Origin of the sequence: Xanthomonas hortorum pv. pelargonii (genome assembly GCF_024499015.1) — a bacterium.
Taxonomy (GTDB): Bacteria; Pseudomonadota; Gammaproteobacteria; order Xanthomonadales; family Xanthomonadaceae; genus Xanthomonas; species Xanthomonas hortorum_B.
Map to the genome: position 1 here is coordinate 67120 of NZ_CP098604.1, position 24966 is coordinate 92085.

The window sequence follows — 24966 nt, forward strand, 5'->3', positions numbered from 1 at the left end:
CGATACATCGGCAACCGGAATCAGGATTTCAAACTGAAATCCGGAGTTCAACACGACCCCGCCGCCAGAGATTCCGACAGCTGGGCGTGGCTCACACCGCAGACGGCGCCAACTCGCGCAGCTTGCCCTGATGCAGCTCCAGCACGCGATCCAGACGCCGCGCCAGGCTGCGATCGTGCGTCACCAGGACCAGACTGGTGCGCTGGGCACGATTGAGTTCCAGCATCAGCTCGAACACGGTCTCCGCCGTCTTGTCGTCCAGATTGCCGGTGGGCTCGTCGCCGAGCACGCAGCCCGGCTTGTTCACCAGCGCACGTGCCACGGCAGCACGCTGGCGCTCGCCGCCGGACAACTCGCTGGGTTTGTGCTCGATGCGATGCCCCAGCCCGACTGATTCCAGCAACTGCAATGCCTGCGCGCGGGCTACCGACACGTCTTTGCCGGATAGCAGCACCGGCATCATCACGTTTTCCAACGCGGTGAATTCCGGCAGCAGATGATGGAACTGGTACACGAAGCCCAACGCCTGATTGCGCAGTTTGCCGCGCTCGCCATCGGACAGCGCCGACATGCGACGCCCGGCCACATACACCTCGCCCGAGGTCGGAATATCCAACCCGCCGAGCAGATGCAACAGCGTGCTCTTGCCCGCGCCTGACGCACCGACGATCGCCACCGTTTCGCCGGTCGCCACCGACAGGTCCAATCCATCGAACACCGGCGTGCGCATCTTGCCTTCGGCGTAGGTCTTGGCCAGACCCTCGGCGCGGATCACCGTCTCTGCTTGACCTGACTTTTGCACGGCCGATTCCCGGTTCTCATTCATAACGCAGCGCCTCCGCCGGCTGTGTACGCGATGCGCGCCATGCCGGATACAAGGTCGCCAGAAAACTCATCACCAATGCGACCAAGGTGATCACCACCACGTCCTGGGTCTGCATATCGGTCGGCAGTCCGGTGATGTAATACACGTCCTCCGGCAACAGCTTGACGTTGAAAATCGTCTCGATCACACCGAGGATGCGCTCGAGATTGAGCGTCAGCACGATGCCGCCGATCACCCCCATGATCGTGCCCATGAAGCCGATCAGCGAGCCCTGCACCATGAACACCTGCATCACGCCCGCAGGCGACAGACCCAGCGTGCGCAGGATCGCGATATCTGCCTGTTTGTCGGTCACCAGCATCACCTGCGAAGACACCAGGTTGAACGCGCCCATCGCCACGATCAACGACAGCAGGATGCCCATCACGGTCTTTTCCATCTTCAACGAGTGGTAGAGATTGGCGTTCTCCTGGGTCCAGTCGCTGACTCGGTACGGACCATGCAACTTGATCGCGAGATCACGCGCCACCGTCCAGGCCTGATCCATATCGTGCAGCCGCAACCGCACGCCAGTGACCCCATCCATGCGCAGCACGCGGGCCAGGTCCTGCATGTTGACCACCGCCAGACCGCGGTCGATCTCGTTGTAGCCCGCCTCGAAAATACCGCTGACGGTGAAGCGCTTGAGCCGCGGCATCGCACCCAGCGGCGTGGCCTGGGTATCGCTGAGCAACACGACGATGCTGTCGCCCACGTCCACACCCAGCCAGATTGCCAGCTCCTTGCCGATGACGATGTTGTAGGAGCCCGGGGTCAGGCTATCCACCGAGCCCTGCTGCATCTTCTTGGCAAGTACCGAGACCTTGCCTTCCTCGGCAGGAATGATGCCGCGCACGATCGCCGGCTGCTTGCGCGGGCCCTGCAGCAACGATTCGGTTTCGATGTAAGGCGCGGCACCGGCGATACGCGGGTCAGCGGTGGCGACCTCGACCGCATGCTGCCAGTCGCGCATCGGCGCGCCGTCCGCACTGACCGTGGCATGCGCGGCCATTTGCAACAGGCGATCGCGGATTTCCTTCTGGAAACCGCTCATCACCGCCAGCGTGGTGATCAGCACCGTCACCCCCAGGGCAATGCCCAGGATCGATGCCATCGAGATAAACGAGATGAAGCCATTGCGCCGTTTGGCACGCAGATAGCGCAAGCCGATGGCAACCGGGATAGGTTTGAACATGCGGTTCAACCAGGAAAGGGACGCCATGGTGCCACTTGCGGCGGCCCGGACGAAATGGCGTGTGCCTGAGCGGCCAGACGCAGTTCACGTCGTTGCGCTGCCGGCAACGTATCCGGCCAGAAATGCAGGCGTTCGCGGCGTGCATCCAGACGCGTCCACGACACCACCGCGATCGGCCCGCGCCATGCGACCCGCAGGCTTTGCACCTGCGCGCCGTCAACGCTAGCGGGCGTTTCGCCCCAGGGCACGATCACTTCTCGCACTGGCGAGCGCAACAGCACGCACAACGATCGCCCACCTGCCAACAGCGTGTAGGCAAACAACGCCGCTGCCAGCCACAGTGGCACCCCACTACGCCAGACCGCCCACAGCGCCAGCGCGCTCAACACACTGAGTGCGCAAACCAACCCGCGCGAGGGCCGCCATTCAAGCTGGCAAGGCGCGGATATCGGCAATGAGTGCGGCGTTGTCGGCATCGGGGCAGGCCTCGTATCCCATGAACCAGCGCCACAACTTATCGTCTTCGCAATCCAGCAGCTGTAGGAAAACCGCGCGCTCGGGCTCGGACGCCTGCGCCCAGCGTTGATCCAGATAGCGCCCGAACAACTGATCGAGCTCGCGCATACCGCGCCGGCAGCGCCAACGCAGTTTTTTCAGCAGGGTTTCTTCGTCCATCTCACTCTCCTCGCCTGACGCGGCGCCGAAAACGACAGCGGCACCAGACCAAGGGCCGGTGCCGCTGTGAACCACCTCCCCGCCAAGGCGGGGCGGCATTGCCCTGCGATCAGGCGCGGCGCGCCATCATCAACTTCTTGATTTCGGCAATCGCCAGCGCCGGGTTCAGCCCCTTCGGACAGGTCCGCGCGCAATTCATGATCGTGTGGCAGCGATACAGCTTGAACGGATCCTCCAGATCGTCCAGACGCGCGCCGGTGTCTTCATCGCGCGAATCGACGATCCAGCGGTACGCCTGCAGCAGGATCGCCGGGCCCAGATAACGCTCGCCATTCCACCAGTAGCTTGGGCAGCTGGTCGAGCAGCAGGCGCACAGGATGCATTCGTACAGCCCATCGAGCTTGCGGCGATCTTCCGGCGACTGCAGGCGCTCGCGATCCGGCGGCGGCGGCGTCTGGGTACGGATCCACGGCTTGATCGACGCGTACTGCGCGTAGAAATGCGTCAGATCCGGCACCAGATCCTTGATCACGCTCATGTGCGGCAGCGGATAGATCGGCACTTCGGCCTTGCCGCAGGCATCGATCGCCTTGGTGCAGGCCAGCGTGTTGGTGCCGTCGATGTTCATCGCGCACGAACCGCAGATGCCTTCGCGGCACGAACGGCGGAACGCCAGCGTCGGGTCGATCTCGTTCTTGATCTTGATCAGCGCGTCCAACACCATCGGGCCGCACTTGTCGAGATCGATCTCATAGCTGTCGGTACGCGGGTTGGCGTCGCCATCCGGATCCCAGCGGTAGACCTTGAAGGTGCGCGTATTCTTGGCGCCCTGTGCAGGGTAATGCTTGCCCTTGCCGATCTTTGAATTCTTGGGGAGGGTGAACTCTGCCATAGCTGCTCTCGTTGGCTCAGGCGATGCGCGGTGCGAACGACAGCCGCACCGTGCGCATGAAGGTAAAGACGATGGATCCCGCCACCGAAGCGGCGGTGCAGCGACCGGCGTATTGCCGGCGCTGCCCCTGCGTGATGAAACGCCCCGACCGCTGCAAGCGATTGCCGCTGCGCCAGGACAACCCGGCGACTGGCTTCAATGCAGCGAGGGAGCGTTGCATGCGCATCGATCAGTAGACGCGCGGCTTCGGCGGGACGACATCCACGTCCTGACTCAGCGTGTACATGTGCACCGGGCGATATTCGAACTCGCACTTGCCCTTGTCGTCGACGGTGACCAGCGTGTGCTTCTGCCAGTTGACGTCGTCGCGGTCCGGGAAGTCTTCGTGCGAATGCGCGCCACGGCTTTCCTTGCGCTGCTCGGCCGAATTGATCGTCGCCACCGCATTGAGCAGCAGGTTGTTCAACTCGTAGGTCTCGATCAGATCCGAGTTCCAGACCAGCGAGCGGTCGGACACCTTGACGTCTTCGAAGGTGGCGAAGATCTCAGCCATCTTGTCCACGCCTTCCTTCAGCGTCTTGCTGGTGCGGAACACCGCAGCATCTGACTGCATGGTGCGCTGCATGTTGTCGCGGATCACCGAGGTCGGCGTGGAGCCGTTGGCGTAGCGCAACTTGTCCAGCAGGCCAAGCGCCTTGTCGCAGGCATCCGAAGGCAACGTCTTGTGCGGCTGGTTGGGCTTGACCGTCTCGGCGCAGCGGTTTGCCACCGCACGGCCGAACACCACCAGATCCAGCAGCGAGTTGGAACCCAACCGGTTGGCACCGTGCACCGACACGCAGGCGGCTTCGCCGATCGCGTACAGGCCAGGCACCACCGCATCCGGGTCGTCGCCCTGCTTGCGCACGACTTCGCCGTAGAAATTGGTCGGAATGCCGCCCATGTTGTAGTGCACAGTCGGCAGCACCGGAATCGGCTGCTTGGTCACGTCCACACCGGCAAAGATGTGCGCGCTTTCGGCAATGCCGGGCAGCTTTTCGTTGATGACTTCCGGGCCGAGATGGGTCAGGTCGAGCAGGATGTGATCCTTGTGCTCGCCCACGCCGCGGCCTTCGCGGATCTCTACCGTCATCGAACGCGAGACCACGTCGCGCGATGCCAGATCCTTGTAATGCGGTGCGTAGCGCTCCATGAAGCGCTCGCCGTTGCTGTTGCGCAGAATGCCGCCTTCGCCGCGCACGCCCTCGGTGATCAGGCAGCCCGCACCGTAAATGCCGGTGGGATGGAACTGAACGAACTCCATGTCCTGCACCGGCAGGCCGGCACGCATGACCAAACCGCCGCCGTCACCGGTACAGGTGTGGGCGGAGGTGGCGCTGAAGTAGGCACGGCCATAACCGCCGGTCGCCAGCACCACGCCGTGGGCGCGGAACAGATGCAAGGTGCCGTCGGCCATGTCCAGCGCAAGCACGCCACGGCAGACGCCTTCTTCGTCGAAGATCAGGTCGAGCGCGAAGTACTCGATCATGAAACGCGCGTTATGCGCCAGCGACTGCTGATACAGCGTGTGCAACATGGCGTGACCGGTACGGTCGGCCGCCGCGCAGGTGCGCTGTGCAGACGGGCCTTCGCCGTACTTGGTGGTCATGCCACCGAACGGGCGCTGATAGATCTTGCCCTCTTCGGTGCGCGAGAACGGCACGCCGTAGTGCTCAAGCTCGATGATGGCCGGGATCGCCTCGCGACACATGTACTCGATCGCGTCCTGGTCGCCCAGCCAATCGGAGCCTTTGATGGTGTCGTAGAAGTGGTAGCGCCAATCGTCTTCGCCCATGTTGCCGAGCGCGGCGGAAATGCCGCCCTGCGCTGCCACGGTGTGCGAGCGGGTCGGGAAGACCTTGGTCAGGCAGACCGTCTGCAGGCCTTTCTGGGCCAGGCCGAACGTGGCGCGCAGGCCGGCGCCGCCGGCGCCCACCACGACCATGTCGTACTTGTGTTCTGTAATCTTATAAGCGGACATCTAATCTGGATTCCTGTTCTGGGTGCCCGATGACTCAGGCACCGCCCAGCGCGATGCGCGCCACTGCGAAAATGCTGACGATCGCACCGAGCGCGGCGACGAACTTGACCGTGGTCTGCAACGCCAGCGCCAGCAACGAGTTGTGGATGTAGTCCTCGAGCACGACCTGCAGACCGATCTGCGCATGCCAGAACATCGCAACCAGGAAGCCGACCAGCAAGATCGCGTTCCAGGGTTTGGACACGGCCGCAACGGCGGTCGGGTAGTCCGAACCGAGCAGGCTCAGCACGAAGACCAGGAACCAGATCGACAACACCACCAGCGCGGTGGCGGTCAGTCGCTGCAGAACGAAATGCTCGGTGCCGGTCTTGGCCGCGCCCAGACCGCGCACATTTTTCAGCGGGGTGCGGTAACGGTTCATGCGCCAGCTCCAATTAATACATAGGCCCAGATCGCAGCGGTGATCAGCAGGCTGACCACAACCGAGGCCCAGCCGCTACGCACGAAGGCGGGAATGCTGTAGCCATACCCGAAGTCCTGCACGATATGACGGATGCCGTTGGACAGATGGTAGGCAAATGCCCATGTCCAACCGAACAGGAACAGCTGGCCATACCAGGCGCCAAGCTGTTGCGTGAGGCAGGTCCAGTGGTCCTGGCCGAGCATCAACACCAGCAAAGCGGCGGCAATCACCAGCGCTCCTCCTGACAGAATGATGCCGGTCGCTCGATGCAGGATCGAGGTGACCATTTGTATCTGCCAGCGGTACACCTGGAGATGCGGGGAAAGAGGACGTTCTCGGATCGCCATTCGCTGGGCTCATTATCTCGGCTGGGCGGCACTAGGCCGCTGTGGCTAAAAGCTGATCAGAAATCGATGCAGCGTCCATTTTTTTCCCAGTCGCCGTAGCGCGTTGGCTCAGGGCCGTCGCGCCCACCAATCTCCTTGGGCAGTGGCTGCTTCTCGGGAATGTGCTCCTGAGAAGAAGGCTGCGTTTCGGAATCCTGCGCTGGGGTGGGGGTTGGATGGCCTATCATAGTGGTCTCACAACAGTGCGATTTTAGTCCTCCCCTTCCGTGGCTGACAACCTGAATCTTATTCCGCAGGGTTTTGGCTCCCTGCACGACATGCAATACGTCCGCTTGATCGGGACGGATGCAGTGGCGTTCGCGCATGCGCAATTTGCCAACGACGTACAGGCGCTGGCGGTTGGGCAGTGGCAGTGGAATGCGTGGTTGACTGCGAAGGGGCGCGTGATTGCCATCTTCGCACTGTTGCGTGAGGACGACACACACGTATTGATGCTGTTGCCCGACGGCAACGCGGCCGAGATCGCCTTGCAACTGGGCCGTTTCGTGTTCCGGCGCAAGCTCAAGATCGTTGTTGCAGCGCTATCTGCCTACGGTGGATTCGAAGCAGCGCAACGCGCACGGGGCGCACAGGCCGATATCGGAACGCAGCGTATCGAATTGGATATGGGCACGGCCGCCCTGCCCCGCACCTTGCTGTTGCACACCGACCCGGCATTGGCAGCGCCTATCGAAGTGCCGGGTGTGGATGCGCAGTGGCGCCGCGCCGATCTGCAACTGGGATTGGTCCGCCTGCCCGATGCACAACGCGAGCAGTGGACACCGCAACAGCTGGCACTGGATCGCCTGCACGCCTTCAGCGTGAAAAAAGGCTGCTACCCCGGCCAGGAAATCGTCGCGCGCACGCACTTCCTGGGCAAGGCCAAACGCGCCTTGCAGCTATTGGAAGTCGATGGCGCCATCGAGGCGGGCGATGCGGTCACGCTGGATGGCACGGCCATCGGCTCGCTGGTGAGTGTTGCCGGCACTCTTGCGCTGACGGTGCTGCCGCTGGAGCTGACATTGGACGCCAACACCGCACTGCAAGCAGGCGCACACAGCGCACGCCCACTTGCCTTGACACCTGGATTGGAGCGTTAAGCTGGATCCAGCCGCTCGCCGGTGGCCGGGTCGAAGAAGTGCAGCGCCTCGCTGCGCAACGCCAGGCGCAGTGGCTGACCGACCGCCGGCAAGGCCTGCGGCGCGACGCGGATGACCAGCGGCTGACCGCCACGATCCAGGTTGAGGAAGATCTCGTTGCCGACCGGCTCGATGACTTCCACCTTCGCATCGAAGCCCAGTAGCGCATCGCTCGACGGCTGCAGATGCTCCGGGCGCACGCCGACGATCACCTCGCGACCGAACCAGCAGCCATCCACCCGCCCCGCACCCAGCGGCACTCGCCAGCCGTCGGCCATGACCAGATGCAGGCCGTCCTGCTCGTCCAGCCGCCCCTGCAGCATGTTCATTGCCGGGCTGCCGAGAAAGCCGGCCACGAATAGATTGGCCGGGCGGTCGTACAGCGCCATCGGGCTGTCGATCTGCTGGATCACGCCATCCTTGAGCACCACGATGCGCTGGCCGAGCGTCATCGCCTCGACCTGGTCGTGGGTGACGTAGATCATGGTGGTGCCGAGCTTGCGGTGCAGCTGCGCAATCTCGGTACGCACGCTGTGGCGCAGCTTGGCATCCAGATTGGAGAGCGGCTCGTCGAGCAGGAACACCGACGATTCACGCACCATCGCCCTGCCCAGCGCCACACGCTGCCGCTGGCCGCCGGACATCGCCTTGGGCAGCTTGTCGAGCATCGGGGTCAGGCCGAGCAATTCGGCGGCGTTATTGACGCGCTCGGCGATCACCTGCTTGGGATGGCCGCGCAGCTTGAGTCCGAAGGACAGGTTCTCGGCCACGGTCATGTGCGGATACAGCGCATAGCTCTGGAACACCATGGCGATGTCGCGGTCTTTCGGCGCCACGTCGTTGACCACGCGCTCGCCGATCTTCAGCGTGCCGGCACTGATGTCTTCGAGCCCGGCGATCATGCGCAGCAGGGTCGACTTGCCGCAGCCGGACGGCCCGACCAACACCATCAGCTCGCCATCGGCGACTTCGAAGCTCGCGCCCTGCACCGCGACCTGGCCATTCTCGTAGACCTTGCGGACACCTTCCAACTGCACTTTCGCCATCTTCGGCCTCAACGTAAGTTGTGCGCCCTGCCCTCGGCCCTCCCGACGGCGGTGACGCCACATGCGCCTGCAAGGAAATCTCCTGCAAACGAATGCATTGGTTTATTCTGACATGTAATCGTTTTCACATGGCAACATCGATCTCGGGAGGGACCATGACGCCAGTTACCCACGCCGCTGTTTCAAGCGGTGCAGCCTACCGTGCGAGGCCAGGCATTTCGCCACGCATGTGCAGGTCTACCGCCGCAGCGCTAACCGCTGACGGCCACTTGCTGCAACAATCGGGGATTGGGCGTGCGCGTCCATCCTCCGCTGCGCGCACGTCAGTGTCGCTCAGGAACAGACGTACCGACCGCCGGCTGTCCGGCGCCTTTCCGACAAGCTGCTGATAACGATGTCTCCAGAATCTGAAATTCGGTCCATGCACAACACCCTGATCCTGTTCGGCGCCACCGGCGATCTTGCCCAGCGCTATCTGTTTCCTTCCCTGTTGCGGTTGTTCGTCGACGGCCTGCTGCCGGAGGATTTCCGTATCCGTGCGCTGGCGTTGTCGCCGCACGACACCGAGGCCTTCCGCGAGGTGCTGCGGCCGCGTCTGACCCAGGCCTTGCCGATCGCCACGCCCGAACAGATCGAGACGCTGCTGCAGCGGGTCGATTACCGCTCGGTGGATCTGCGCGACGCCGAGTCGGTGGCCAATGCAGTACGCGAGCTGTCCAGCCGCCAGTGCGTAAGCTATCTGGCGATTCCGCCGGGCCTGTACATCAGCACCTGTCAGGGGCTGGCCCTGGGTGGCGCGCTGGCCGCCCCGCATCGATTGATGCTGGAAAAGCCAATCGGCCATGATTCGGATAGCGCTCTCGAGATTTTGCAGTCGATCGGCGCGCTGATCGACGAAGACCGCGTGTTCCGCCTGGACCATTACCTGGGCAAGGCGGCGGTGCAGAACCTGATCGCGCTGCGCTTCGGCAATACGCTGCTGGAGGCGGTGTGGAACCGCACCTACATCGAGTCGGTGCAGATCCTGGTGGCCGAAAGCGAAGGCGTGGACGGGCGCGATGCTTATTACGCCCGCTCCGGCGCGCTGCGCGACATGGTGCAGAGCCATATCCTGCAACTGCTGTGTCTGGTGGCGATGGAGCCGCCGGCCTCGCTGGAAGCCGACCGCATCCGCGATGAGAAGGTCAAGGTGCTGCGTGCGCTGCGCCCGATGACCGCCGAACACGCCGCCCACGACAGCGTGCGCGGCCGCTATACCGCCGGGACGATCAACGGCCAGCCGGCTCAGGCCTACCACCCGCCGGAAGGCAGCGACGTGGAGACTTTCGTCGCGGTGACCGCGCATATCGACAACTGGCGTTGGGCCGGCGTGCCGTTCCACCTGTGCACCGGCAAGCGCCTGGCCGAACGTTCCACCCGCATCGTGGTCACGCTCTAGCCGGTGACGCATTGGTTGTTCGAGCGCCCGGACCGTCAGAACGCGGTGCCCAACCGCCTGACCTTCCAACTGCAGCCGCAGGAAAACATCGAGCTCGGCCTGATGAGCAGCCTCGCCGGCCCGGAATGGGGCGCGATCGAACTGCAGCCGCTGGAACTGGAACTGTCGGTCCCCACCGGCCTGCACCGCCGCATCGCCTACGAGCGCCTGTTCGTGGACGCCTTCAACGGCAACCCGGCGCTGTTCGTGCGCGACGACGAGGTCAAGGCCGCCTGGTCGTGGATCGACAGCGTCAGCGATGCCTGGAAAGACGCGCAGTTGCCGCTGCAGACCTACCCGGCCGGCAGTTGGGGACCCGATAGCGCGGCGCCCTTCCTGCCCCCGGCCACCGAAGCACAGGGACACACCGCATGACCGCTCCTTCCAAGCCGGTGCTGGTTGCCGATATCGGCGGAACCAATGCGCGCTTCGCGCTGGCCGACGTCGACGCCTCGGTACCGCTGCTGGATGACACCTCGCGCGAATTTGCGGTGGTCGATTTCGGTTCGCTCGGCGAAGCCGCACGGTATTACCTCGACCAGATCGGCGTGCAGGCTACCCAGGGCGTGTTCGCCGTGGCTGGCCGCGTGGATGGCGACGAGGCGCGCATCACCAACCACCCGTGGGTGATCTCGCGCTCGCGTACCGCGGCCATGCTGGGCTTCAGCACCCTGCACCTGATCAACGATTTTGCCGCGCAGGCCATGGCGATCAGCCTGCTGCGCCCGCAGGACGTGGTGCAGGTGGGCGGCGCCAGCTGGCGGCCGGCGGCGATCGATCAACCGCGCAATTACGGTGTGATCGGCCCCGGCACCGGCCTGGGTGTCGGTGGTCTGATCGTGCGCAACGGGCGCTGTTTTCCGCTGGAAACCGAAGGCGGCCATGTCAGCTTCCCGCCGGGTACGCCGGAAGAAATCCGCATCCTGGAGATCCTTTCCGAGCAGTTCGGCCGGGTCTCCAACGAGCGCCTGATCTGTGGGCCGGGCCTGGTCAACATCCATCGCGCGCTCAGCGAGATTGCCGGGGTCGACCCGGGCCCGCTGCAGCCCAAGGACATCACCGCGCGTGCGGCTGCGGGCGACCCGCGCTCGTCGCGCACCATCGATCTGTTCTGCGCCATCTTCGGTGCGATCGCCGGCGACATGGTGTTGATGCAGGGCGCCTGGGACGGCGTGTTCCTCACTGGCGGGCTGGTGCCCAAGGTGCTGGATTCGCTGCAGCATTCCGGCTTCCGCCAGCGCTTCGAACACAAGGGACGCTTCTCCGCGATCATGTCGCGGGTGCCGTCGCTGGCCGTCATGCATCCGCATGCCGGCCTGCTCGGCGCCGCCGCGTATGCGGTGGATGCGCAGCGTCAGCATCCAGGAGAGCAGCGATGAGCCTGCAGGACAATCCGCGCATCACCTTGGTGCGCTACGAAGACCCGGCCGAATGGACCGAGGCGGTGGCCAGCGAGATGGCCGATCTGCTGGAACAGGAGATTTCGCGGCGCGGTCAGGCGCGCATGCTGCTGTCCGGCGGCACCACGCCGGCGCCGGTGTACGAATCCCTCGCCCACCGTGCGCTGGACTGGTCGCGGGTGGAAGTGGGCCTGGTCGATGAGCGCTGGCTGTCGCCGCAGGATCAGGACAGCAATGCCTGGCTGGTGAATCACAGCTTCCTGAGCCATGCGCCGGCAGCGACCTTCATCCCGCTGGTGCGCCCGGGCAAGCAGTTGCCCGAGTGCGTGCACACCGCGAACCTGCAGGCCACGCACGCCGAACCCGCCTGCCTGGCGGTGCTGGGCATGGGCGGCGACGGGCATACCGCCTCGCTGTTTCCCGGCGCCACCGATCTGCCCAAGGCGCTGGCCAGCCCGCAGCCGTACGCTTCACTGGATGCCACCGGCTGCCCAGGCTCCAATCAGTGGCCGCTGCGCATCACACTGACGCCGGCTGGGCTCGCTGCGATCCCGACCCGCCTGCTATTGCTGCGCGGAAAGCAGAAGCTTGACGTGCTGCAGGCTGCATTGGCCGGTGACGATGTCAGCGAATATCCGATCCGGGTGGCGCTGCAGCAGCCGGGTCCACGTTTGCGGGTTCACTGGTGCTCTTAGGTGCGAATCCCTCGCAAGAGCCGATTTTGTGCGAATCCCTCGCAAAAGCCCGCACATCCTTGTGCGGGTATCAAAAAGAGCGTGATTACTTTCTTCCCCGTTTCTCATAGCCGGTAGCCAATGAGCCTGCATCCGAATATCCAAGCTGTCACCGACCGTATCCGCAAGCGCAGCGCGCCGTCGCGCGCGGCGTATCTGGCCGGTCTCGATGCCGCCCTGCGTGAGGGGCCGTTCCGTAGCCGTTTGAGCTGCGGCAATCTTGCACATGGGTTTGCCGCGTCCGAGCCGACCGACAAGTCGCGCCTGCGCGGTGCCGCAACGCCCAACCTCGGCATCATCACCGCCTACAACGACATGCTGTCGGCGCATCAGCCGTTCGAGCATTACCCGCAGCTGATCCGCGAAACCGCGCGTGCGCTCGGTGCCACCGCACAGGTTGCCGGCGGTGTGCCGGCGATGTGCGACGGCGTGACCCAGGGCCGTGCCGGCATGGAGCTGTCGCTGTTCTCGCGCGACAACATCGCCCAGGCCGCGGCGATCGGCCTCAGCCACGACATGTTCGACAGCGTGGTGTATCTGGGCGTGTGCGACAAGATCGTGCCGGGCCTGCTGATCGGCGCGCTGGCGTTCGGGCATCTGCCGGCGCTGTTCATGCCGGCCGGCCCGATGACGCCGGGTATTCCGAACAAGCAGAAGGCCGAAGTACGCGAGCGCTATGCCGCCGGCGAAGCCACCCGCGCCGAGTTGCTGGAGGCCGAGTCGTCGTCTTACCACTCGCCCGGCACCTGCACCTTCTACGGCACCGCCAACTCCAACCAGGTGTTGCTCGAAGCGATGGGCGTGCAGTTGCCCGGCGCCTCGTTCGTCAACCCGGAACTGCCGTTGCGCGATGCGCTGACGCGTGAAGGTACCGCGCGTGCGCTGGCGATTTCCGGATTGGGTCAGGACTTCCGCCCGTTCGGCCGCCTGATCGACGAGCGCGCCATCGTCAACGCCGTGGTCGCGCTGATGGCCACCGGCGGTTCGACCAACCACACCATCCACTGGATTGCGGTGGCGCGTGCGGCCGGCATCGTGCTGACCTGGGACGACATGGATCTGATCTCGCAGACCGTGCCGCTGCTGACCCGCGTCTACCCGAACGGCGAGGCCGACGTGAACCGCTTCCAGGCCGCTGGCGGCACGGCATTCGTGTTCCGCGAGCTGATGGACGCCGGGATGATGCACGACGACATCCCCACCGTGGTCGAAGGCGGCATGCGTGCCTACGCCAACGAGCCGCGGCTGCAGGACGGCAAGGTCGTGTACGTGCCCGGCACTGCGACCACCGCCGACGACAGCGTGGCGCGTCCGGTCAGCGCCGCATTCGAATCGCAAGGCGGGCTGCGTCTGCTGCGCGGCAATCTCGGCCGCTCGCTGATCAAGCTGTCGGCGGTCAAGCCGCAACACCGCACCATCGAGGCGCCGGCGGTAGTGATCGATACACCGCAGGTGCTCAACAAACTGCATGCCGCCGGTGTGCTGCCGCACGATTTTGTGGTGGTGCTGCGCTATCAGGGCCCACGCGCCAACGGCATGCCGGAACTGCATTCGATGGCCCCGCTGCTGGGCCTGCTGCAGAACCAGGGCCGGCGTGTGGCGCTGGTCACCGACGGCCGTTTGTCCGGCGCCTCGGGCAAATTCCCGGCCGCGATCCACATGACCCCGGAAGCCGCACGCGGCGGTCCGATCGGGCGCGTGCGCGAAGGCGACATCGTGCGCCTGGATGGCGAAGCCGGCACGCTGGAAGTGCTGGTCTCGGCCGAAGAATGGGCATCGCGCGAAGTCGCACCGAACACCACGGTGGCCGGCAATGACCTGGGCCGCAACCTGTTCGGCATCAACCGCCAGGTCGTGGGCCCGGCAGACCAGGGCGCGATCTCGATTTCCTGCGGCCCGACCCATCAGGACGGCGCACTGTGGAGCTACGACGCCGAGTACGAACTCGGTGCCGATGCCGCCGCTGCTGCGGCACCACACGAGTCCAAGGACGCCTGATCCCCTTCCCTCTGAGCGACCGCCTGGCGGTCGCCGTCTAACGGAGTTGCAATGACGATTGCCCAGACCCAAAACACCGCCGAACAGCTGCTGCGCGACGCCGGCATCCTGCCGGTGGTCACCGTCGATACGCTGGACCAGGCGCGCCGCGTCGCCGATGCGCTGCTCGAAGGCGGCCTGCCCGCGATCGAGCTGACCTTGCGCACCCCGATCGCGATCGAAGCGCTGGCCATGCTCAAGCGCGAACTGCCCAACATCGTGATCGGCGCCGGCACCGTGCTGAGCGAGCTGCAACTGCGTCAGTCGGTGGATGCCGGTGCGGACTTTCTGGTCACCCCAGGCACCCCCGCGCCGCTGGCACGCCTGCTCGCCGATGCGCCGATTCCGGCCGTGCCTGGCGCGGCCACGCCGACCGAACTGCTGACCCTGATGGGCCTGGGTTTCCGTGTGTGCAAGCTGTTCCCGGCCACCGCCGTGGGTGGCTTGCAGATGCTCAAGGGCCTGGCAGGTCCGCTGTCCGAGCTCAAGTTGTGCCCTACCGGCGGCATCAGCGAAGCCAACGCGGCCGAATTCCTGTCGCAACCGAACGTGGTGTGCATCGGCGGCTCGTGGATGGTGCCCAAAGACTGGTTGGCCCAGGGTCAGTGGGACAAGGTCAAGGAAAGCTCGGCCAAGGCGGCGGCGATTGTTCGACAGGTGCGTGCGGGCTGATTTCTGGGCGCCGCATCCAGCGAGTTGAAAAAGCCGGGCTGCGGTGGAAAGCTGATTTAGTGACAAAAAGCTGGTTGGCTGAGGAAAGCCTGGTTGGCTAGCGCTTTCAGGTGACTGAGGAAAGCGCAGTTTATTTGCGCTTTGATTTGGCTGAGGAAAGCGTGGTTAGCTGGCGCCTTGATCTTGTGCGTGGGAGCGGTACACGGGCGCCGGGGCAGGACACGCCGTGAACCCATCCATGGGGGCTCTTACACGACGTCCATGTCGTGTAAGGTCCTGCCCCGGCGCCCGCGGACCACTCTTCGAATGTTCCTGTGTTGGCGGAACGTGGAGCAGCGATTACTGTCGGGCACGCTCCCCGCCAAGCTTTGAAAAATTGCTTTACCTGATCAAGATCATGATGGCGACTCGCCGAGGCGGCAGCGTGGCCGGGGATTGGCGGAGAGCGGCACAGGGATGTGCCGCGGCGGCGAGTCAGACAGGATGTCTGACCGAGCCGAGGAGCCAATCCCCGGCCGCGCTGCCGCCCCTGACCGAAGCCAGTAACCAACAGGCGCGCACTTGGCAGTACCCGGAAACCGTACCTCACCCCAACCCCTCTCCCGACGGGAGAGGGGCTTCAGGCGGCTCATGACATTCAAGACTCTAGCGCTACGTAGCGGTGCCGTTTTCGGCGCACCACGACACGCCAGCAGATACCTGATCTGCTGCTGTCATCGAAAATCGCGCAGGTCACGGAAAACAGGAAAGGGAATTCGCTTGCCTTAACTAAGGCGTTGCAGTGACTCGCCGGGGCGGCAGCGTGGCCGGGGATTGGCGGAGAGCGGCACAGGGATGTGCCGCGGCGGCGAGTCAGACAGGATGTCTGACCGAGCCGAGGAGCCAGTCCCCGGCCGCGCTGGCGCCGCTTACCGAAGCCAGTAACTTACAGACGGGTTGTACCCGGAGAAACCGTACCCTCACCCCAACCCCTCTCCCGACGGGAGAGGGGCTTTATGTACCTGGGGTTGTTTGAAGACTCCAGCACACTGGTCGATGACTTACGCCATGAAAGACCTCAGCACGATTGACTGCTCAGGACTCCAAAGCAGCGCTCGCCTGCGGCGTCTTCGGCACACCACGCGCACGTCGTACCAGCGCTGCTGCTCCGTTGCTCATGTCATCGAGAATCGCGTAGATCGTCGGCAGGAACAGCAGGCTCACTACCGTCGAAAACGCCAACCCGCCCGCGATCGCGCGCGCCATCGGGAAGTACGGTGGGCCGTCGCTGAACATCGTGGTGCTGGTCAGCGAGATCGGCACCATCGCCAGGATCGCGGTGCCCATTGTCATCATGATCGGCCGCAAGCGCTCGCGTGAGCCTTCGATCAGTGCCTGCGTGCGGCCCATGCCGCGGCGGCGCAGATTGTTGATGTGCTCGATCATCACGATGCCGTTGTTCACCACCACCCCCATCAGCACCAGAATGCCGATGAAGGACATGATTCCGAACGAGGTGCCGGTGATCCAGAACAGCCAGAACACCCCGAAGATCGAAAACAGCACACCGCTCATGATCGCCGCCGGAAACAGCAGCGACTCGAACACTGCCGCCATCACCACGTAAATCATCACCAGCGCGATCACCAGATTGAACACCATCTGGCCCATCGCTTCGCCGTCGTTCTGATAATCGCCGCCGTCGAAGGTATAGCTGTAACCGGCCGGGAAGCTCATCGCCTTGAGCGGTTTTTCCATCGCCGCGCGTGCCTCGGGCACGGTCACCTTTTCGGCCAGATTGGCCTTGATGGTCAACGTGGTCTGCCGATTGGTGCGGCCGATCTGCGTCGCCGCCGGGCGAATCTGCACGTCCACCAGACTGAGCAACGGCACGCTGCGTCCATCTTTGGTACGCACAGTGAAGCTGGCCAAATCCTCAGGCTTGCTCTGTTCGGCACCGGCAAACCGCACCCATACCGGCACCTCGTTGTCGCCGCGGCGGAACTCGCGTAGCGGCGTGCCACGCAACGCCAGCCCGACGAAGCTCGCAACCTGCTCGGCACTGAAACCGAAGGCCGCCGCGCGCTCGCGGTCCACCCGGATCGCCAACTCGCTGGTGCGGTCGCCGGTGTCCACGTGCACATCGCGCAATTCCTTGCGCTGTGCCAGCAATGGAATCACGTCGTCAGCCAGCGCCTGCAATGCCTGGGTCGAATCGCCGACCAACTGCACCTGCACGCCTTGATTGCCGCTGCCGCCATCGCCCTGGTTGCCGATGCTGTAATCGGCACGCGCCGAACGCGGCAATGCCTTGCGGATCTGCTCCAGCAATGCGGGCAGGTCTTTGACCTTGCTCGCGTCAAAGGTCACCGTGGTGCTGCTGCCTTCCACCTCGCTGAACCACGAATACACCTGGGTGATGTGGTACTTGTCGCGATTGGCTTCAAGGAAATTTTCGACCCGTCCGATTTCCTCGCCGAGCTGCTCATGTGTGTACGAGCCTTTCCATTGGTACTGGATGAAGGCCTCGTTGCCGCCATCGCCGCCGAACATGTCGACCTTGGTCAACTTCATCGGCACCAGACTGATCGCGCTCACCAACACGATGCCGGCCACGCTCCAGCCGCGATGAGCAAGCGTCCATGCCAGCACCTTGGCATAGCGACGCTGCAGCCGCGCGATCACGCCATGTTCGGAGGTCACCATCGGCGGTGTCTTCATGCGCGCCGACAACATCGGGATCAGGCTGATCGCCACCAGCCACGACGCCAACAGCGACACCGAAATGGTGATCGCGATCTGCGCCATGAAAATGCTGATGTTGTTGGTCTCGCCGAACAGATTGGGCACGAACACGATGCAGTGACACAAGGTGCCGGCACTGAGCGCGATCGCCACGCTGCGCGTGCCCAGCAGCGCAGCCAGCTGCGGTTGGCCGGGCATGCGCTCGCGTTCCTGATAGATGCTTTCCACCACCACCACCGCATTGTCGACCAACATGCCGACCGCCAGCAGCAAGCCCATCATCGTGAGGATGTTGAGCGTGACGCCGACGAAGTACATGAAGCCCAGCGTGATCGCAAAGCAGATCGGAATCGCCAGCGTCACCATCAGCGTCGAGGGCCAATGCCGCAGGAAGAAAAACAGCACCGTGATCGACAACAGCAAGCCCACCGCACCGGCTTCGGCCAGTTCGGCCAGCGAGGAGGTCACCGCCTTGCCCTGGTTATCGATGACCTTGACCTGCACATCGCGCATCGCAGGTTCGGCGCGGATATCTTCGACTTCCTTCAACGCGGCCTTGGACACGTCCACCAGGTTGGCACTGCGCTCCTTGTAGACATCCAACCCGATCGCCGGGCGTCCATCGAGACGACGCCCGTAATTCATCCGCGTCGGCTTGAGCCGCACCTCGGCGATATCGCCCAAACGCAGTCCTTTTGCGTTGAGCACCAAATCGCGCAACTCCTGCAGATCGCGCAGTTCGCCGATCGGCTGCACGCGGATGCGCTGGCCGTTGTCATCGATCTGGCCAGCAGATACCGAGAAATTGAGCTTGCTCAGACGCTCGCTCAGATCGTTGAGGCTGAGGTCGTGCGCGGTCAGCCGGTCCGGCGCGATGGCGATCTCGACCTCGTTCGGCGGTGCGCCGGAGATCTCCACCTTGGCCACGCCGGGAATGCGTTCGATGCGCCGCTTGAACTCGCGGTCGAGCATGTCGTAGGCGCCGGTCAAGTCGGTCTGGCTGGCCAGGCGCACCTTGAGTACCGGCTCGTCGCTGCTGGACCACTTGAAGATATGGAAGCGCTGCAGATCCTCCGGAAAATCATCGCGAATGGCATCCAGCCGCTCGCGCGCATCCGATGCGGCGATGGCGATGTCGCGGTCCCAGTCGGAGAACTCGATGAAGATATTCGCGCCATCGGCGGTGGCAGTGGAGCGCATGCGCTTGATGCCGGTCATCGTCGCCAGCGCTTCCTCGGCCGGCCGCACCAGGTTGCGTTCCACCTCGTCCGGCGTAGAGCCGGTGTACGGCAGTTGCACGAACAGGAACGGTGCGGAAATGTCCGGCAGTGCTTCCAGCGGTAGCCGGAAGGCGGCGATCAACCCCACCACCACCAGCGACACGAAGCACATGATGGTGGTGACCGGGCGACGGATGCTGAAGGCGGCAACGCTCATAGCGCCTCCAGTCCGTCGGTGTTATCGCGCGCCTGCGCCTGCTGCCGCGCCATGCGCCGGCCGCGCTCCAGGTAGTACGCGTCCGCGCGGCGATCCAGCAAGTCGTACACCACCGGAATCACCAGCAGCGTCAGCAGCGTGGACACCAGCAGGCCGCCGATCACGGTGATCGCCATCGGCGCGCGCACTTCCGCGCCCTCGCCCATCGCCACCGCCAGCGGCAGGAAGCCGAACAGCGTGCACAGCGTGGTCATCACGATCGGCCGCAAACGCGAACGCGCGCCTTCGATCAAGGCCTCGCGCTTGGGCACGCCCTCCTCGCGCAACTGGTTGACCTTGTCGATCAGGATGATCGCGTTCTTGGTCACCAGCCCCACCAGCAGGATCAAGCCGATGAATACCACCACCGACACCGGCTTGCCGGTCATCAGCAAGGCCAGCACCGCGCCGACCATTGCCAGTGGGATGGTGAACAGGATGACGAACGGATGCAGCAGCGATTCGAACTGCGAGGCCATCACCAGATAGACCAGGAAGATCGCCAGCCCGAACGCGAACAACAGCGACTTCACCGACTGCGCCAACTCTTCGCCCTGCCCGCCGATATGCATGCCCACACCGGCAGCCAACGGATTGTTGCGCACCATCGACTCGACCTCGCGCACCGCACCGCCCAGATCCATGTCATGCAGGCTAGCCGAGACGATCGCCACGCGGGTCTGATCGGCGCGATGGATCTCGCTCGGCCCGGTCGTCGCCAACACCTCGGCCACCGCCGCCAGACGCACCGGTCGGCTGCTGCCCGGGTTGACGATCAGCTGCCGGATCGCCTCCACACTGGCGCGGTCGCTGTGCTGCGCACGCACCAGCACATCGATCTTGCGATCGCGAAAGCTGTAACGCGTGGCCACATCGCCGCGCACCTTCTTGACGATGACATCGGCGATCTGACGCGTGGTCAACCCCAACGCACCGGCACGTTCCTGATCGAAACGGATCTGGATTTCCGGAAAGCCTTCTTCCACTGTCGATTTGACGTCGGCGTAGTGGCCATTGGCCCGCAGCATCGCCGCCAACTTCTGCCCTGCGCGTTCCAGCTCGCCCAGATCCTGCCCACGCAGCTCCACTTCCAGCGGCGTGGAAAAGCTGAACAACGCCGGCCGCGCGAAATCCACCTGTGCCCCGGGATGCCCGACCATGCTGCTGCGCAGCCGCTCGGTGGCCGCAGCTTCCACTTCAGGACTACCGCCGCCGGCCATCACCACGGTGAGCTTGCCGATGTTCTCGCCGCTCTCGGTAGGGTTGGCATCCAGCCGCGTGCCGCTGCCGCTGACGCCGTACAACGAGGCGATGCCCGGATCCTTGTCGTGCGCCAGCTGCAACTCGCGCACCAACGCATCGGTCTGCGCCAGCGGCGTGCCGGAAGGCAGCTTCACCGTCATTTCAAAACGGTCCTGCGCCAGCTGCGGGATCAGGTCCGCGCCCAACATCGGCACCAGAAACACCGTGCCGATAAACGCAGCCGCTGCCAATCCCAGTACCAACCCGGGTCGACGCAACGCCGCCGGCAGCATCGCCAGATAACCACGCTCGGCACGCCCATAGGGCGCCATCGCCAGGTCGCTGGCCTTGCGCATCACCGGCGACACCACCCGTGCCACACCACGCCACAGCTTGACTACCGCCCACGCCGCACCGAAGAACGCATAGCGCACGCTCGCACCCGCGCCACGCCGACCAGCTGCCACCGGCTTGAGCCAGCGCTGCTCCGGCTGCCACTGCGGATGGCTCGGCTCGTCCGGGAACGCCATCGGCGGCGCGCCCTTGAGCGAACTCAACATCGGAATCAGCGTCATCGACACCACCAGCGAAATCGCGATCGCAATCGCCACCGTCATCGCCTGGTCGCGGAACAGCTGCCCGGCAATGCCTTCGACGAACACCAGCGGCAGAAACACCGCGATCGTGGTCAGCGTGGAGGCCATCACCGCCATGCTCACTTCACGGGTGCCGGCAATCGCCGCATCCAGCACGCTCAAGCCACGTTCGCGCGCCTTGGCAATGCTTTCCAGCACCACGATCGAATCGTCCACCACCAGGCCGGTCGCCAACGCCAAGCCGCCCAGCGACATCACGTTGAGGCTCAGTCCCAACTGGCCCATGAAGAAGAACGTGGTGATGATCGACACCGGCAACGACAGGCTGATCACAAACGTGCTCCAGCCATCGCGCAGGAACAAGAAGATGATCAGGATCGCCAGCACGCCACCGATCACCGCATCTTTCTTGACGTCGCTGATCGCGTGCTCGATGAAGTGCGACTGGTCCTCGATGGTGGTGATCTCCACATCGCCGGGCACGGTCGCCTTCAACTGCTCCAACCGCTTGCGCAACGCAGCCGCCGTGGACACGGTATTGGCATCGCCTTCCTTGTAGATCGCCAGTTCCACCGTTTCCTTGCCGCCCAGGCGGATGATGGCCTCGCGTTCCTTGTAGCCCTGGCGCACCTCGGCCACATCTTTCAATCGCACCGGCATGCCGCCGGCAATGCTGCTGCTGGCCGACGACGAGGTGCTCTGCACTTCGGCCGCCGCAGCCAATGCCGCCTGCGAGCCGGTGGATGCGGCAATCGCATACATCTGCTGCATCGCTGCTTCCGCCGCGCTGCCGCTGCTGCTTTGCGTGGTCACAAGCATGTTGCGGATCTCGTCCAGATCCACGAACTGGTTGACCGTGCGCACCAGATACCGCTGCGAGCCTTCTTCCAGGCGGCCGCCGGAGATGTTGACGTTCTCTTCCTTGAGCCGGGTGATCACGTTGTCGATCGGCAGATTGAGCTGGGCGAGTTTCTGCTGGTCGATATCGACCTGGATCTCGTCTTCCAGCCCGCCGCCGACCTTGACCGCGGCCACGCCAGCCACCGGTTCGAGCTTCTTCTTCAGATCCTCGTCGGCATAACGACGCAAGCCGGTGAGCTGACGAATCGCATCGCTGTCGGAGGCCGGCGCCTGCTTGGGCGACAGCGCAAGCCGCATGATCGGCTCGGTCGAGGGATTGAAGCGCAACAGCACCGGCGGCTTGGTTTCCAGCGGCAGCGACAAGGCTTCCATCTTGTCGCGCACTTCCAGGCCGGCCTGGTCCATGTTGGTGCCCCAGGCGAATTCCAGCACCACATCGCTTTGCCCGGTGCGCGAGATCGACTTGAGCTTGCGCAGGTTCTTGACCACACCGACCGCTTCTTCCACCGGCTCGGTCACCAGCGTCTCGATTTCCGCAGGGGCTGCACCGGTGTATTCGGTGCGCACGGTCAGCGTGGGATAGCTCAGATCCGGCAGCAGATTGACCTTCAGGCTACGCAGCGCGATCAGCCCGAACAGCAGCATGGTCACGGTGATCATCGCGATGGTCACCCGCCGCCGCGTGGCGAAGGCAACCAATCCACCGCCGCCTCCGTGCAGAGGCGCGTGCGGGTCGTGCACGGGTCCGTGCGCGTTGCCGTGATCGCTCGCGAGCGTTTCTCATCGCTGCCGGTGTTGTCGCCGGCTGCCGGTGCCGCCGCCACCGGCTTGCGCTCAGGCTGACCGATGATCTGCACCACGGTGCCATCGCGTAGCGCCACCTTGCCGGCGGTGACCACCTGGTCGCCTTCCTTCAGGCCTTGCCGCACTTCCAGCCACGGACCTTCGGCATAACCGAGTTTCACCGGCACCCGGCTGGCCTTGCCATTGCGCACCACGAACACCGCCGGTTCGCCATCGTCCAGCAGCGCCAGGCGCGGGATCACCAAGGCATCCTTGCGCTGGTCGTAATCGATGCGGATGCGCCCGAACATGCCCGGCTGCAGCGCTTCGGCGCCCTGGCCGAACGCACACACCACACGGAACGTGCCGCTGCCCGAATCCACCACCGGCGCGATGCGATCGACCTTGCCGATGAATTGCTGACCCGGCAATGCGTCGGCGAGCAAGGTCACCGGCTGGCCGGATTTGAGCGTGGCCAGTTCGCGCTCGGGCACATTGAGCGTGGCTTCCAGCTGCGAGTCGTCGACGATGCGGAAGATCGGCGTGTTGATCTGCACGAAGTTGCCGGTCTTGATCGAACGCGAGGCGATCACCCCGGAAATCGGCGCCTGCACCGTGGTGTAGGACAACTCGAGCGATGCGAGCCGGTACTGCGCGCGGCTGTTTTCGACATCGAACTTGAGCTGATCGACATCTGCGGCGCTGACCAATTGCTGGCCGACCAGTTGCGTGGCACGGCGATAGCTGTTTTCCAGCTTGCGCAATTGCGCCTCGCTTTGCGCCACCGCCAGATGCGCGCGGTCCGGGTCCAGCCTTACCAATGCCTGGCCAGCCGACACTTTTTGCCCCTCTTCCACCATCACCGCCAACGCCACGCCGGACGTCTTGGCCACCACCTGTGCTTCGGCACGTGGCTCCAGCGCGGCGGTGCCGGTATAGCTGGCCGCCACCGCACGGCGCGCGGCCTTGGCGATTTCCACCGGCACCGCATCGACGGTTTTCTTTTCCTCGGCGGCCTTGGCCTCGCCGTCTCCGGTCTTGCAACCGCCCAGCAGCAGGCTAGTGGTGATCAACAACGCGGCGGCGCAGATTCCGCTGCGGCCGGGCAAGAAAGAGAGTGGCGACATCGTCGTGTCCTAGTGGATGCGTGAACAGGTGTTGTAGGCAAGTAGACCACCCGAACGATCATGTCGCCAATGCGCCAAAGGTCATGGTCTGTTCAAGTTTCTCTAGTCACCCCCGGTTTGCGCCGCGCCAAATCGCAGGCATACTCGGACCGGTTCGTCACGCCCCCACGTGCGGACGCTCAATCAGTCTTCCGGATACGAATCCATGCGCCCGCAGCCGCTCGCCGCTTGTCTCGCTCTGGTCGTCTTCCTGCCGTTTGGGGGCGCATCAGCGACACCGTCAATCCCGCCTGCAGTTCCGTCCACGCCTGCGCCCGCCGCGGCAGGCAGTGGCAGCACCTGCAGCGCCCACCGGCAATCCGTCGAATGGCCGGCTACTGGCTTACACCTGCCAGGGCTGCCATGGCGTGACCGGCTACAAGAACGCCTACCCCAGTTATCGCGTGCCCAAGATCGGCGGCCAGTCCAGCCAGTACCTCACGCAGGCGCTGACCGAATATCGCCAGGGCAAGCGTAAACACCCGACCATGCAGGCACAGGCACAGAGCTTTTCCGAGCAGGATATCGCCGATATCTCCGCCTACCTGTCCACCCTCAAATAAGCGCCCACATGACGAACGCCCTGTACGCTCCGCGTCTAGCCATCGCCCTGGTCGCTGCCCTGATGCTGGCGGCCTGCTCCCAATCCCAAGTGGAATCCACCGATCATTCTGCTGGCGATGCCGGCCACGCCAGCGGCGAACACGGCTCCGGCTCGTCGGCCGGCCTGCCGACCGGCCGCGCCGCCGCCGGCGACAAGCTGGCTCACGCGAAGGGCAAAGCCACCGGCCAGAGCTGCGTGGATTGTCACGGCGCCGATGGCAATGCGCCGATCGACCCCAGCTATCCCAAACTCGGCGGCCAGTATGGCGACTATCTTGCGCGTGCCTTGCAGGCCTACCGCAGCGGTGACCGCCAACACGTGTTGATGACCGCGCAGGCCACCGCGTTGAGCGACCAGGACATCGCCGATCTGGCCGCGTATTTCGGTGCACGGCAGACACAGTTGCGCGATCTGCACGGCGTCAATTGAGTCATAGCGTGCGTGCCGTATCGGGCGCACGCTCCGTCTCATTCCGAATGAAAAACCACTTGCGCGAACCTTAACCGGCCGCTA

General features: G+C 64.3%; 20 protein-coding genes and 2 pseudogenes. 8 read left to right on the forward strand and 14 right to left on the reverse strand.

Annotated elements, in window-relative coordinates; all coding sequences use genetic code 11:
* Positions 1 to 91 precede the first annotated feature (91 nt).
* The 10 genes from lolD to NDY25_RS22890 form a co-directional block, all read right to left on the reverse strand.
* Positions 92 to 826 (reverse strand): lipoprotein-releasing ABC transporter ATP-binding protein LolD, encoded by a 735-nt coding sequence (gene lolD, locus NDY25_RS00245; RefSeq protein ID WP_168957659.1) that lies wholly within the window; start codon positions 824 to 826, stop codon positions 92 to 94.
* A complete protein-coding gene (locus tag NDY25_RS00250; protein ID WP_168957660.1) occupies positions 819 to 2060 on the reverse strand; it encodes a lipoprotein-releasing ABC transporter permease subunit in 1242 nt (413 codons plus the stop codon). The genes lolD and NDY25_RS00250 overlap by 8 nt, the downstream gene beginning before the upstream one ends.
* Before the next feature lie 5 nt (positions 2061 to 2065).
* Complete coding sequence (locus tag NDY25_RS00255) at positions 2066 to 2536, reverse strand: YgfX family protein (protein WP_168957661.1); 471 nt, start codon at positions 2534 to 2536, stop codon at positions 2066 to 2068.
* Positions 2487 to 2735: an FAD assembly factor SdhE gene (locus tag NDY25_RS00260; protein WP_043907911.1), complete on the reverse strand. Its 249-nt coding sequence runs from the start codon at positions 2733 to 2735 to the stop codon at positions 2487 to 2489. The genes NDY25_RS00255 and NDY25_RS00260 overlap by 50 nt, the downstream gene beginning before the upstream one ends.
* A 109-nt stretch (positions 2736 to 2844) precedes the next feature.
* Positions 2845 to 3627 carry a succinate dehydrogenase iron-sulfur subunit gene (locus NDY25_RS00265; RefSeq protein WP_115040093.1) on the reverse strand — a complete coding sequence of 261 codons (783 nt, stop codon included), beginning with the start codon at positions 3625 to 3627 and terminating at the stop codon, positions 2845 to 2847.
* 16 nt (positions 3628 to 3643) lie between these two features.
* The gene (locus NDY25_RS00270) at positions 3644 to 3847 is read right to left on the reverse strand and encodes a hypothetical protein (protein ID WP_425510755.1); all 204 of its coding nucleotides are present in this window, start codon (positions 3845 to 3847) and stop codon (positions 3644 to 3646) included.
* A 9-nt stretch (positions 3848 to 3856) separates the two neighbouring features.
* Entirely contained in the window at positions 3857 to 5647 is a 1791-nt protein-coding gene (gene sdhA, locus NDY25_RS00275) for a succinate dehydrogenase flavoprotein subunit (RefSeq protein WP_023904093.1), read from the reverse strand.
* 34 nt (positions 5648 to 5681) lie between these two features.
* A complete protein-coding gene (gene sdhD, locus NDY25_RS00280) occupies positions 5682 to 6068 on the reverse strand; it encodes a succinate dehydrogenase, hydrophobic membrane anchor protein (protein ID WP_023904094.1) in 387 nt (128 codons plus the stop codon).
* On the reverse strand, positions 6065 to 6457 hold the full coding sequence (sdhC, locus tag NDY25_RS00285; protein WP_006449605.1) for a succinate dehydrogenase, cytochrome b556 subunit: 393 nt from the start codon (positions 6455 to 6457) through the stop codon (positions 6065 to 6067). Before sdhC ends, sdhD begins: the two co-directional genes overlap by 4 nt.
* A gap of 56 nt (positions 6458 to 6513) precedes the next feature.
* Positions 6514 to 6822, reverse strand: coding sequence for a DUF1674 domain-containing protein (locus tag NDY25_RS22890; protein WP_306308862.1), 309 nt, complete (start codon positions 6820 to 6822; stop codon positions 6514 to 6516).
* On the opposite strand from NDY25_RS22890, the gene ygfZ reads away from it, so the two are divergent.
* Positions 6724 to 7596 carry a CAF17-like 4Fe-4S cluster assembly/insertion protein YgfZ gene (ygfZ, locus tag NDY25_RS00290; protein ID WP_251754996.1) on the forward strand — a complete coding sequence of 291 codons (873 nt, stop codon included), beginning with the start codon at positions 6724 to 6726 and terminating at the stop codon, positions 7594 to 7596. The genes NDY25_RS22890 and ygfZ overlap by 99 nt on opposite strands.
* Here the strand turns inward: ygfZ and NDY25_RS00295 are convergent.
* Positions 7593 to 8681 carry an ABC transporter ATP-binding protein gene (locus NDY25_RS00295; protein WP_168957663.1) on the reverse strand — a complete coding sequence of 363 codons (1089 nt, stop codon included), beginning with the start codon at positions 8679 to 8681 and terminating at the stop codon, positions 7593 to 7595. The genes ygfZ and NDY25_RS00295 overlap by 4 nt on opposite strands.
* A 421-nt stretch (positions 8682 to 9102) precedes the next feature.
* On the opposite strand from NDY25_RS00295, the pseudogene zwf reads away from it, so the two are divergent.
* The 5 genes and pseudogenes from zwf (at position 9103) to NDY25_RS00320 (ending at position 15001) form a co-directional block, all read left to right on the forward strand.
* A pseudogene (zwf, locus tag NDY25_RS00300) lies at positions 9103 to 10533 on the forward strand (glucose-6-phosphate dehydrogenase).
* Positions 10530 to 11537 (forward strand): glucokinase, encoded by a 1008-nt coding sequence (gene glk / locus NDY25_RS00305; protein WP_023904099.1) that lies wholly within the window; start codon positions 10530 to 10532, stop codon positions 11535 to 11537. The pseudogene zwf and the gene glk overlap by 4 nt, the downstream one beginning before the upstream one ends.
* A complete protein-coding gene (gene pgl, locus NDY25_RS00310; RefSeq protein ID WP_168957665.1) occupies positions 11534 to 12253 on the forward strand; it encodes a 6-phosphogluconolactonase in 720 nt (239 codons plus the stop codon). The genes glk and pgl overlap by 4 nt, the downstream gene beginning before the upstream one ends.
* Before the next feature lie 120 nt (positions 12254 to 12373).
* Positions 12374 to 14290, forward strand: coding sequence for a phosphogluconate dehydratase (edd, locus tag NDY25_RS00315; RefSeq protein WP_023904101.1), 1917 nt, complete (start codon positions 12374 to 12376; stop codon positions 14288 to 14290).
* A 51-nt stretch (positions 14291 to 14341) separates the two neighbouring features.
* A complete protein-coding gene (locus NDY25_RS00320) occupies positions 14342 to 15001 on the forward strand; it encodes a bifunctional 4-hydroxy-2-oxoglutarate aldolase/2-dehydro-3-deoxy-phosphogluconate aldolase (protein ID WP_023904102.1) in 660 nt (219 codons plus the stop codon).
* A 1074-nt stretch (positions 15002 to 16075) separates the two neighbouring features.
* On the opposite strand, the gene NDY25_RS00325 is transcribed toward NDY25_RS00320, so the two are convergent.
* From NDY25_RS00325 to NDY25_RS00335, 3 genes and pseudogenes are all read right to left on the reverse strand, one after another.
* Positions 16076 to 19162, reverse strand: coding sequence for an efflux RND transporter permease subunit (locus tag NDY25_RS00325; protein ID WP_168957666.1), 3087 nt, complete (start codon positions 19160 to 19162; stop codon positions 16076 to 16078).
* Positions 19159 to 22641 carry an efflux RND transporter permease subunit gene (locus tag NDY25_RS00330; RefSeq protein WP_256627697.1) on the reverse strand — a complete coding sequence of 1161 codons (3483 nt, stop codon included), beginning with the start codon at positions 22639 to 22641 and terminating at the stop codon, positions 19159 to 19161. The genes NDY25_RS00325 and NDY25_RS00330 overlap by 4 nt, the downstream gene beginning before the upstream one ends.
* Before the next feature lie 62 nt (positions 22642 to 22703).
* Positions 22704 to 23810: pseudogene (locus NDY25_RS00335) on the reverse strand (efflux RND transporter periplasmic adaptor subunit); the annotation flags it as partial.
* Positions 23811 to 24139: 329 nt separating this feature from the next.
* Between NDY25_RS00335 and NDY25_RS00340 the strand changes: the two are divergent.
* Both NDY25_RS00340 and NDY25_RS00345 read left to right on the forward strand, forming a co-directional pair.
* A complete protein-coding gene (locus NDY25_RS00340) occupies positions 24140 to 24412 on the forward strand; it encodes a c-type cytochrome (RefSeq protein WP_256627698.1) in 273 nt (90 codons plus the stop codon).
* A gap of 8 nt (positions 24413 to 24420) precedes the next feature.
* Entirely contained in the window at positions 24421 to 24882 is a 462-nt protein-coding gene (locus tag NDY25_RS00345) for a c-type cytochrome (protein WP_168957669.1), read from the forward strand.
* Positions 24883 to 24966: the final 84 nt, after the last annotated feature.

Excerpts from the sequence above, each read along its gene's own strand:
- lolD (WP_168957659.1), bottom strand. The coding sequence starts at position 826 with ATGAATGAGAACCGGGAATCGGCCGTGCAAAAGTCAGGTCAAGCAGAG.
- NDY25_RS00250 (WP_168957660.1), bottom strand. The coding sequence starts at position 2,060 with ATGTTCAAACCTATCCCGGTTGCCATCGGCTTGCGCTATCTGCGTGCC.
- NDY25_RS00255 (WP_168957661.1), bottom strand. The coding sequence starts at position 2,536 with ATGCCGACAACGCCGCACTCATTGCCGATATCCGCGCCTTGCCAGCTT.
- NDY25_RS00260 (WP_043907911.1), bottom strand. The coding sequence starts at position 2,735 with ATGGACGAAGAAACCCTGCTGAAAAAACTGCGTTGGCGCTGCCGGCGC.
- NDY25_RS00265 (WP_115040093.1), bottom strand. The coding sequence starts at position 3,627 with ATGGCAGAGTTCACCCTCCCCAAGAATTCAAAGATCGGCAAGGGCAAG.
- NDY25_RS00270 (WP_425510755.1), bottom strand. The coding sequence starts at position 3,847 with ATGCAACGCTCCCTCGCTGCATTGAAGCCAGTCGCCGGGTTGTCCTGG.
- sdhA (WP_023904093.1), bottom strand. The coding sequence starts at position 5,647 with ATGTCCGCTTATAAGATTACAGAACACAAGTACGACATGGTCGTGGTG.
- sdhD (WP_023904094.1), bottom strand. The coding sequence starts at position 6,068 with ATGAACCGTTACCGCACCCCGCTGAAAAATGTGCGCGGTCTGGGCGCG.
- sdhC (WP_006449605.1), bottom strand. The coding sequence starts at position 6,457 with ATGGCGATCCGAGAACGTCCTCTTTCCCCGCATCTCCAGGTGTACCGC.
- NDY25_RS22890 (WP_306308862.1), bottom strand. The coding sequence starts at position 6,822 with ATGCGCGAACGCCACTGCATCCGTCCCGATCAAGCGGACGTATTGCAT.
- NDY25_RS00295 (WP_168957663.1), bottom strand. The coding sequence starts at position 8,681 with ATGGCGAAAGTGCAGTTGGAAGGTGTCCGCAAGGTCTACGAGAATGGC.
- glk (WP_023904099.1), top strand. The coding sequence starts at position 10,530 with ATGACCGCTCCTTCCAAGCCGGTGCTGGTTGCCGATATCGGCGGAACC.
- pgl (WP_168957665.1), top strand. The coding sequence starts at position 11,534 with ATGAGCCTGCAGGACAATCCGCGCATCACCTTGGTGCGCTACGAAGAC.
- edd (WP_023904101.1), top strand. The coding sequence starts at position 12,374 with ATGAGCCTGCATCCGAATATCCAAGCTGTCACCGACCGTATCCGCAAG.
- NDY25_RS00320 (WP_023904102.1), top strand. The coding sequence starts at position 14,342 with ATGACGATTGCCCAGACCCAAAACACCGCCGAACAGCTGCTGCGCGAC.
- NDY25_RS00325 (WP_168957666.1), bottom strand. The coding sequence starts at position 19,162 with ATGAGCGTTGCCGCCTTCAGCATCCGTCGCCCGGTCACCACCATCATG.
- NDY25_RS00345 (WP_168957669.1), top strand. The coding sequence starts at position 24,421 with ATGACGAACGCCCTGTACGCTCCGCGTCTAGCCATCGCCCTGGTCGCT.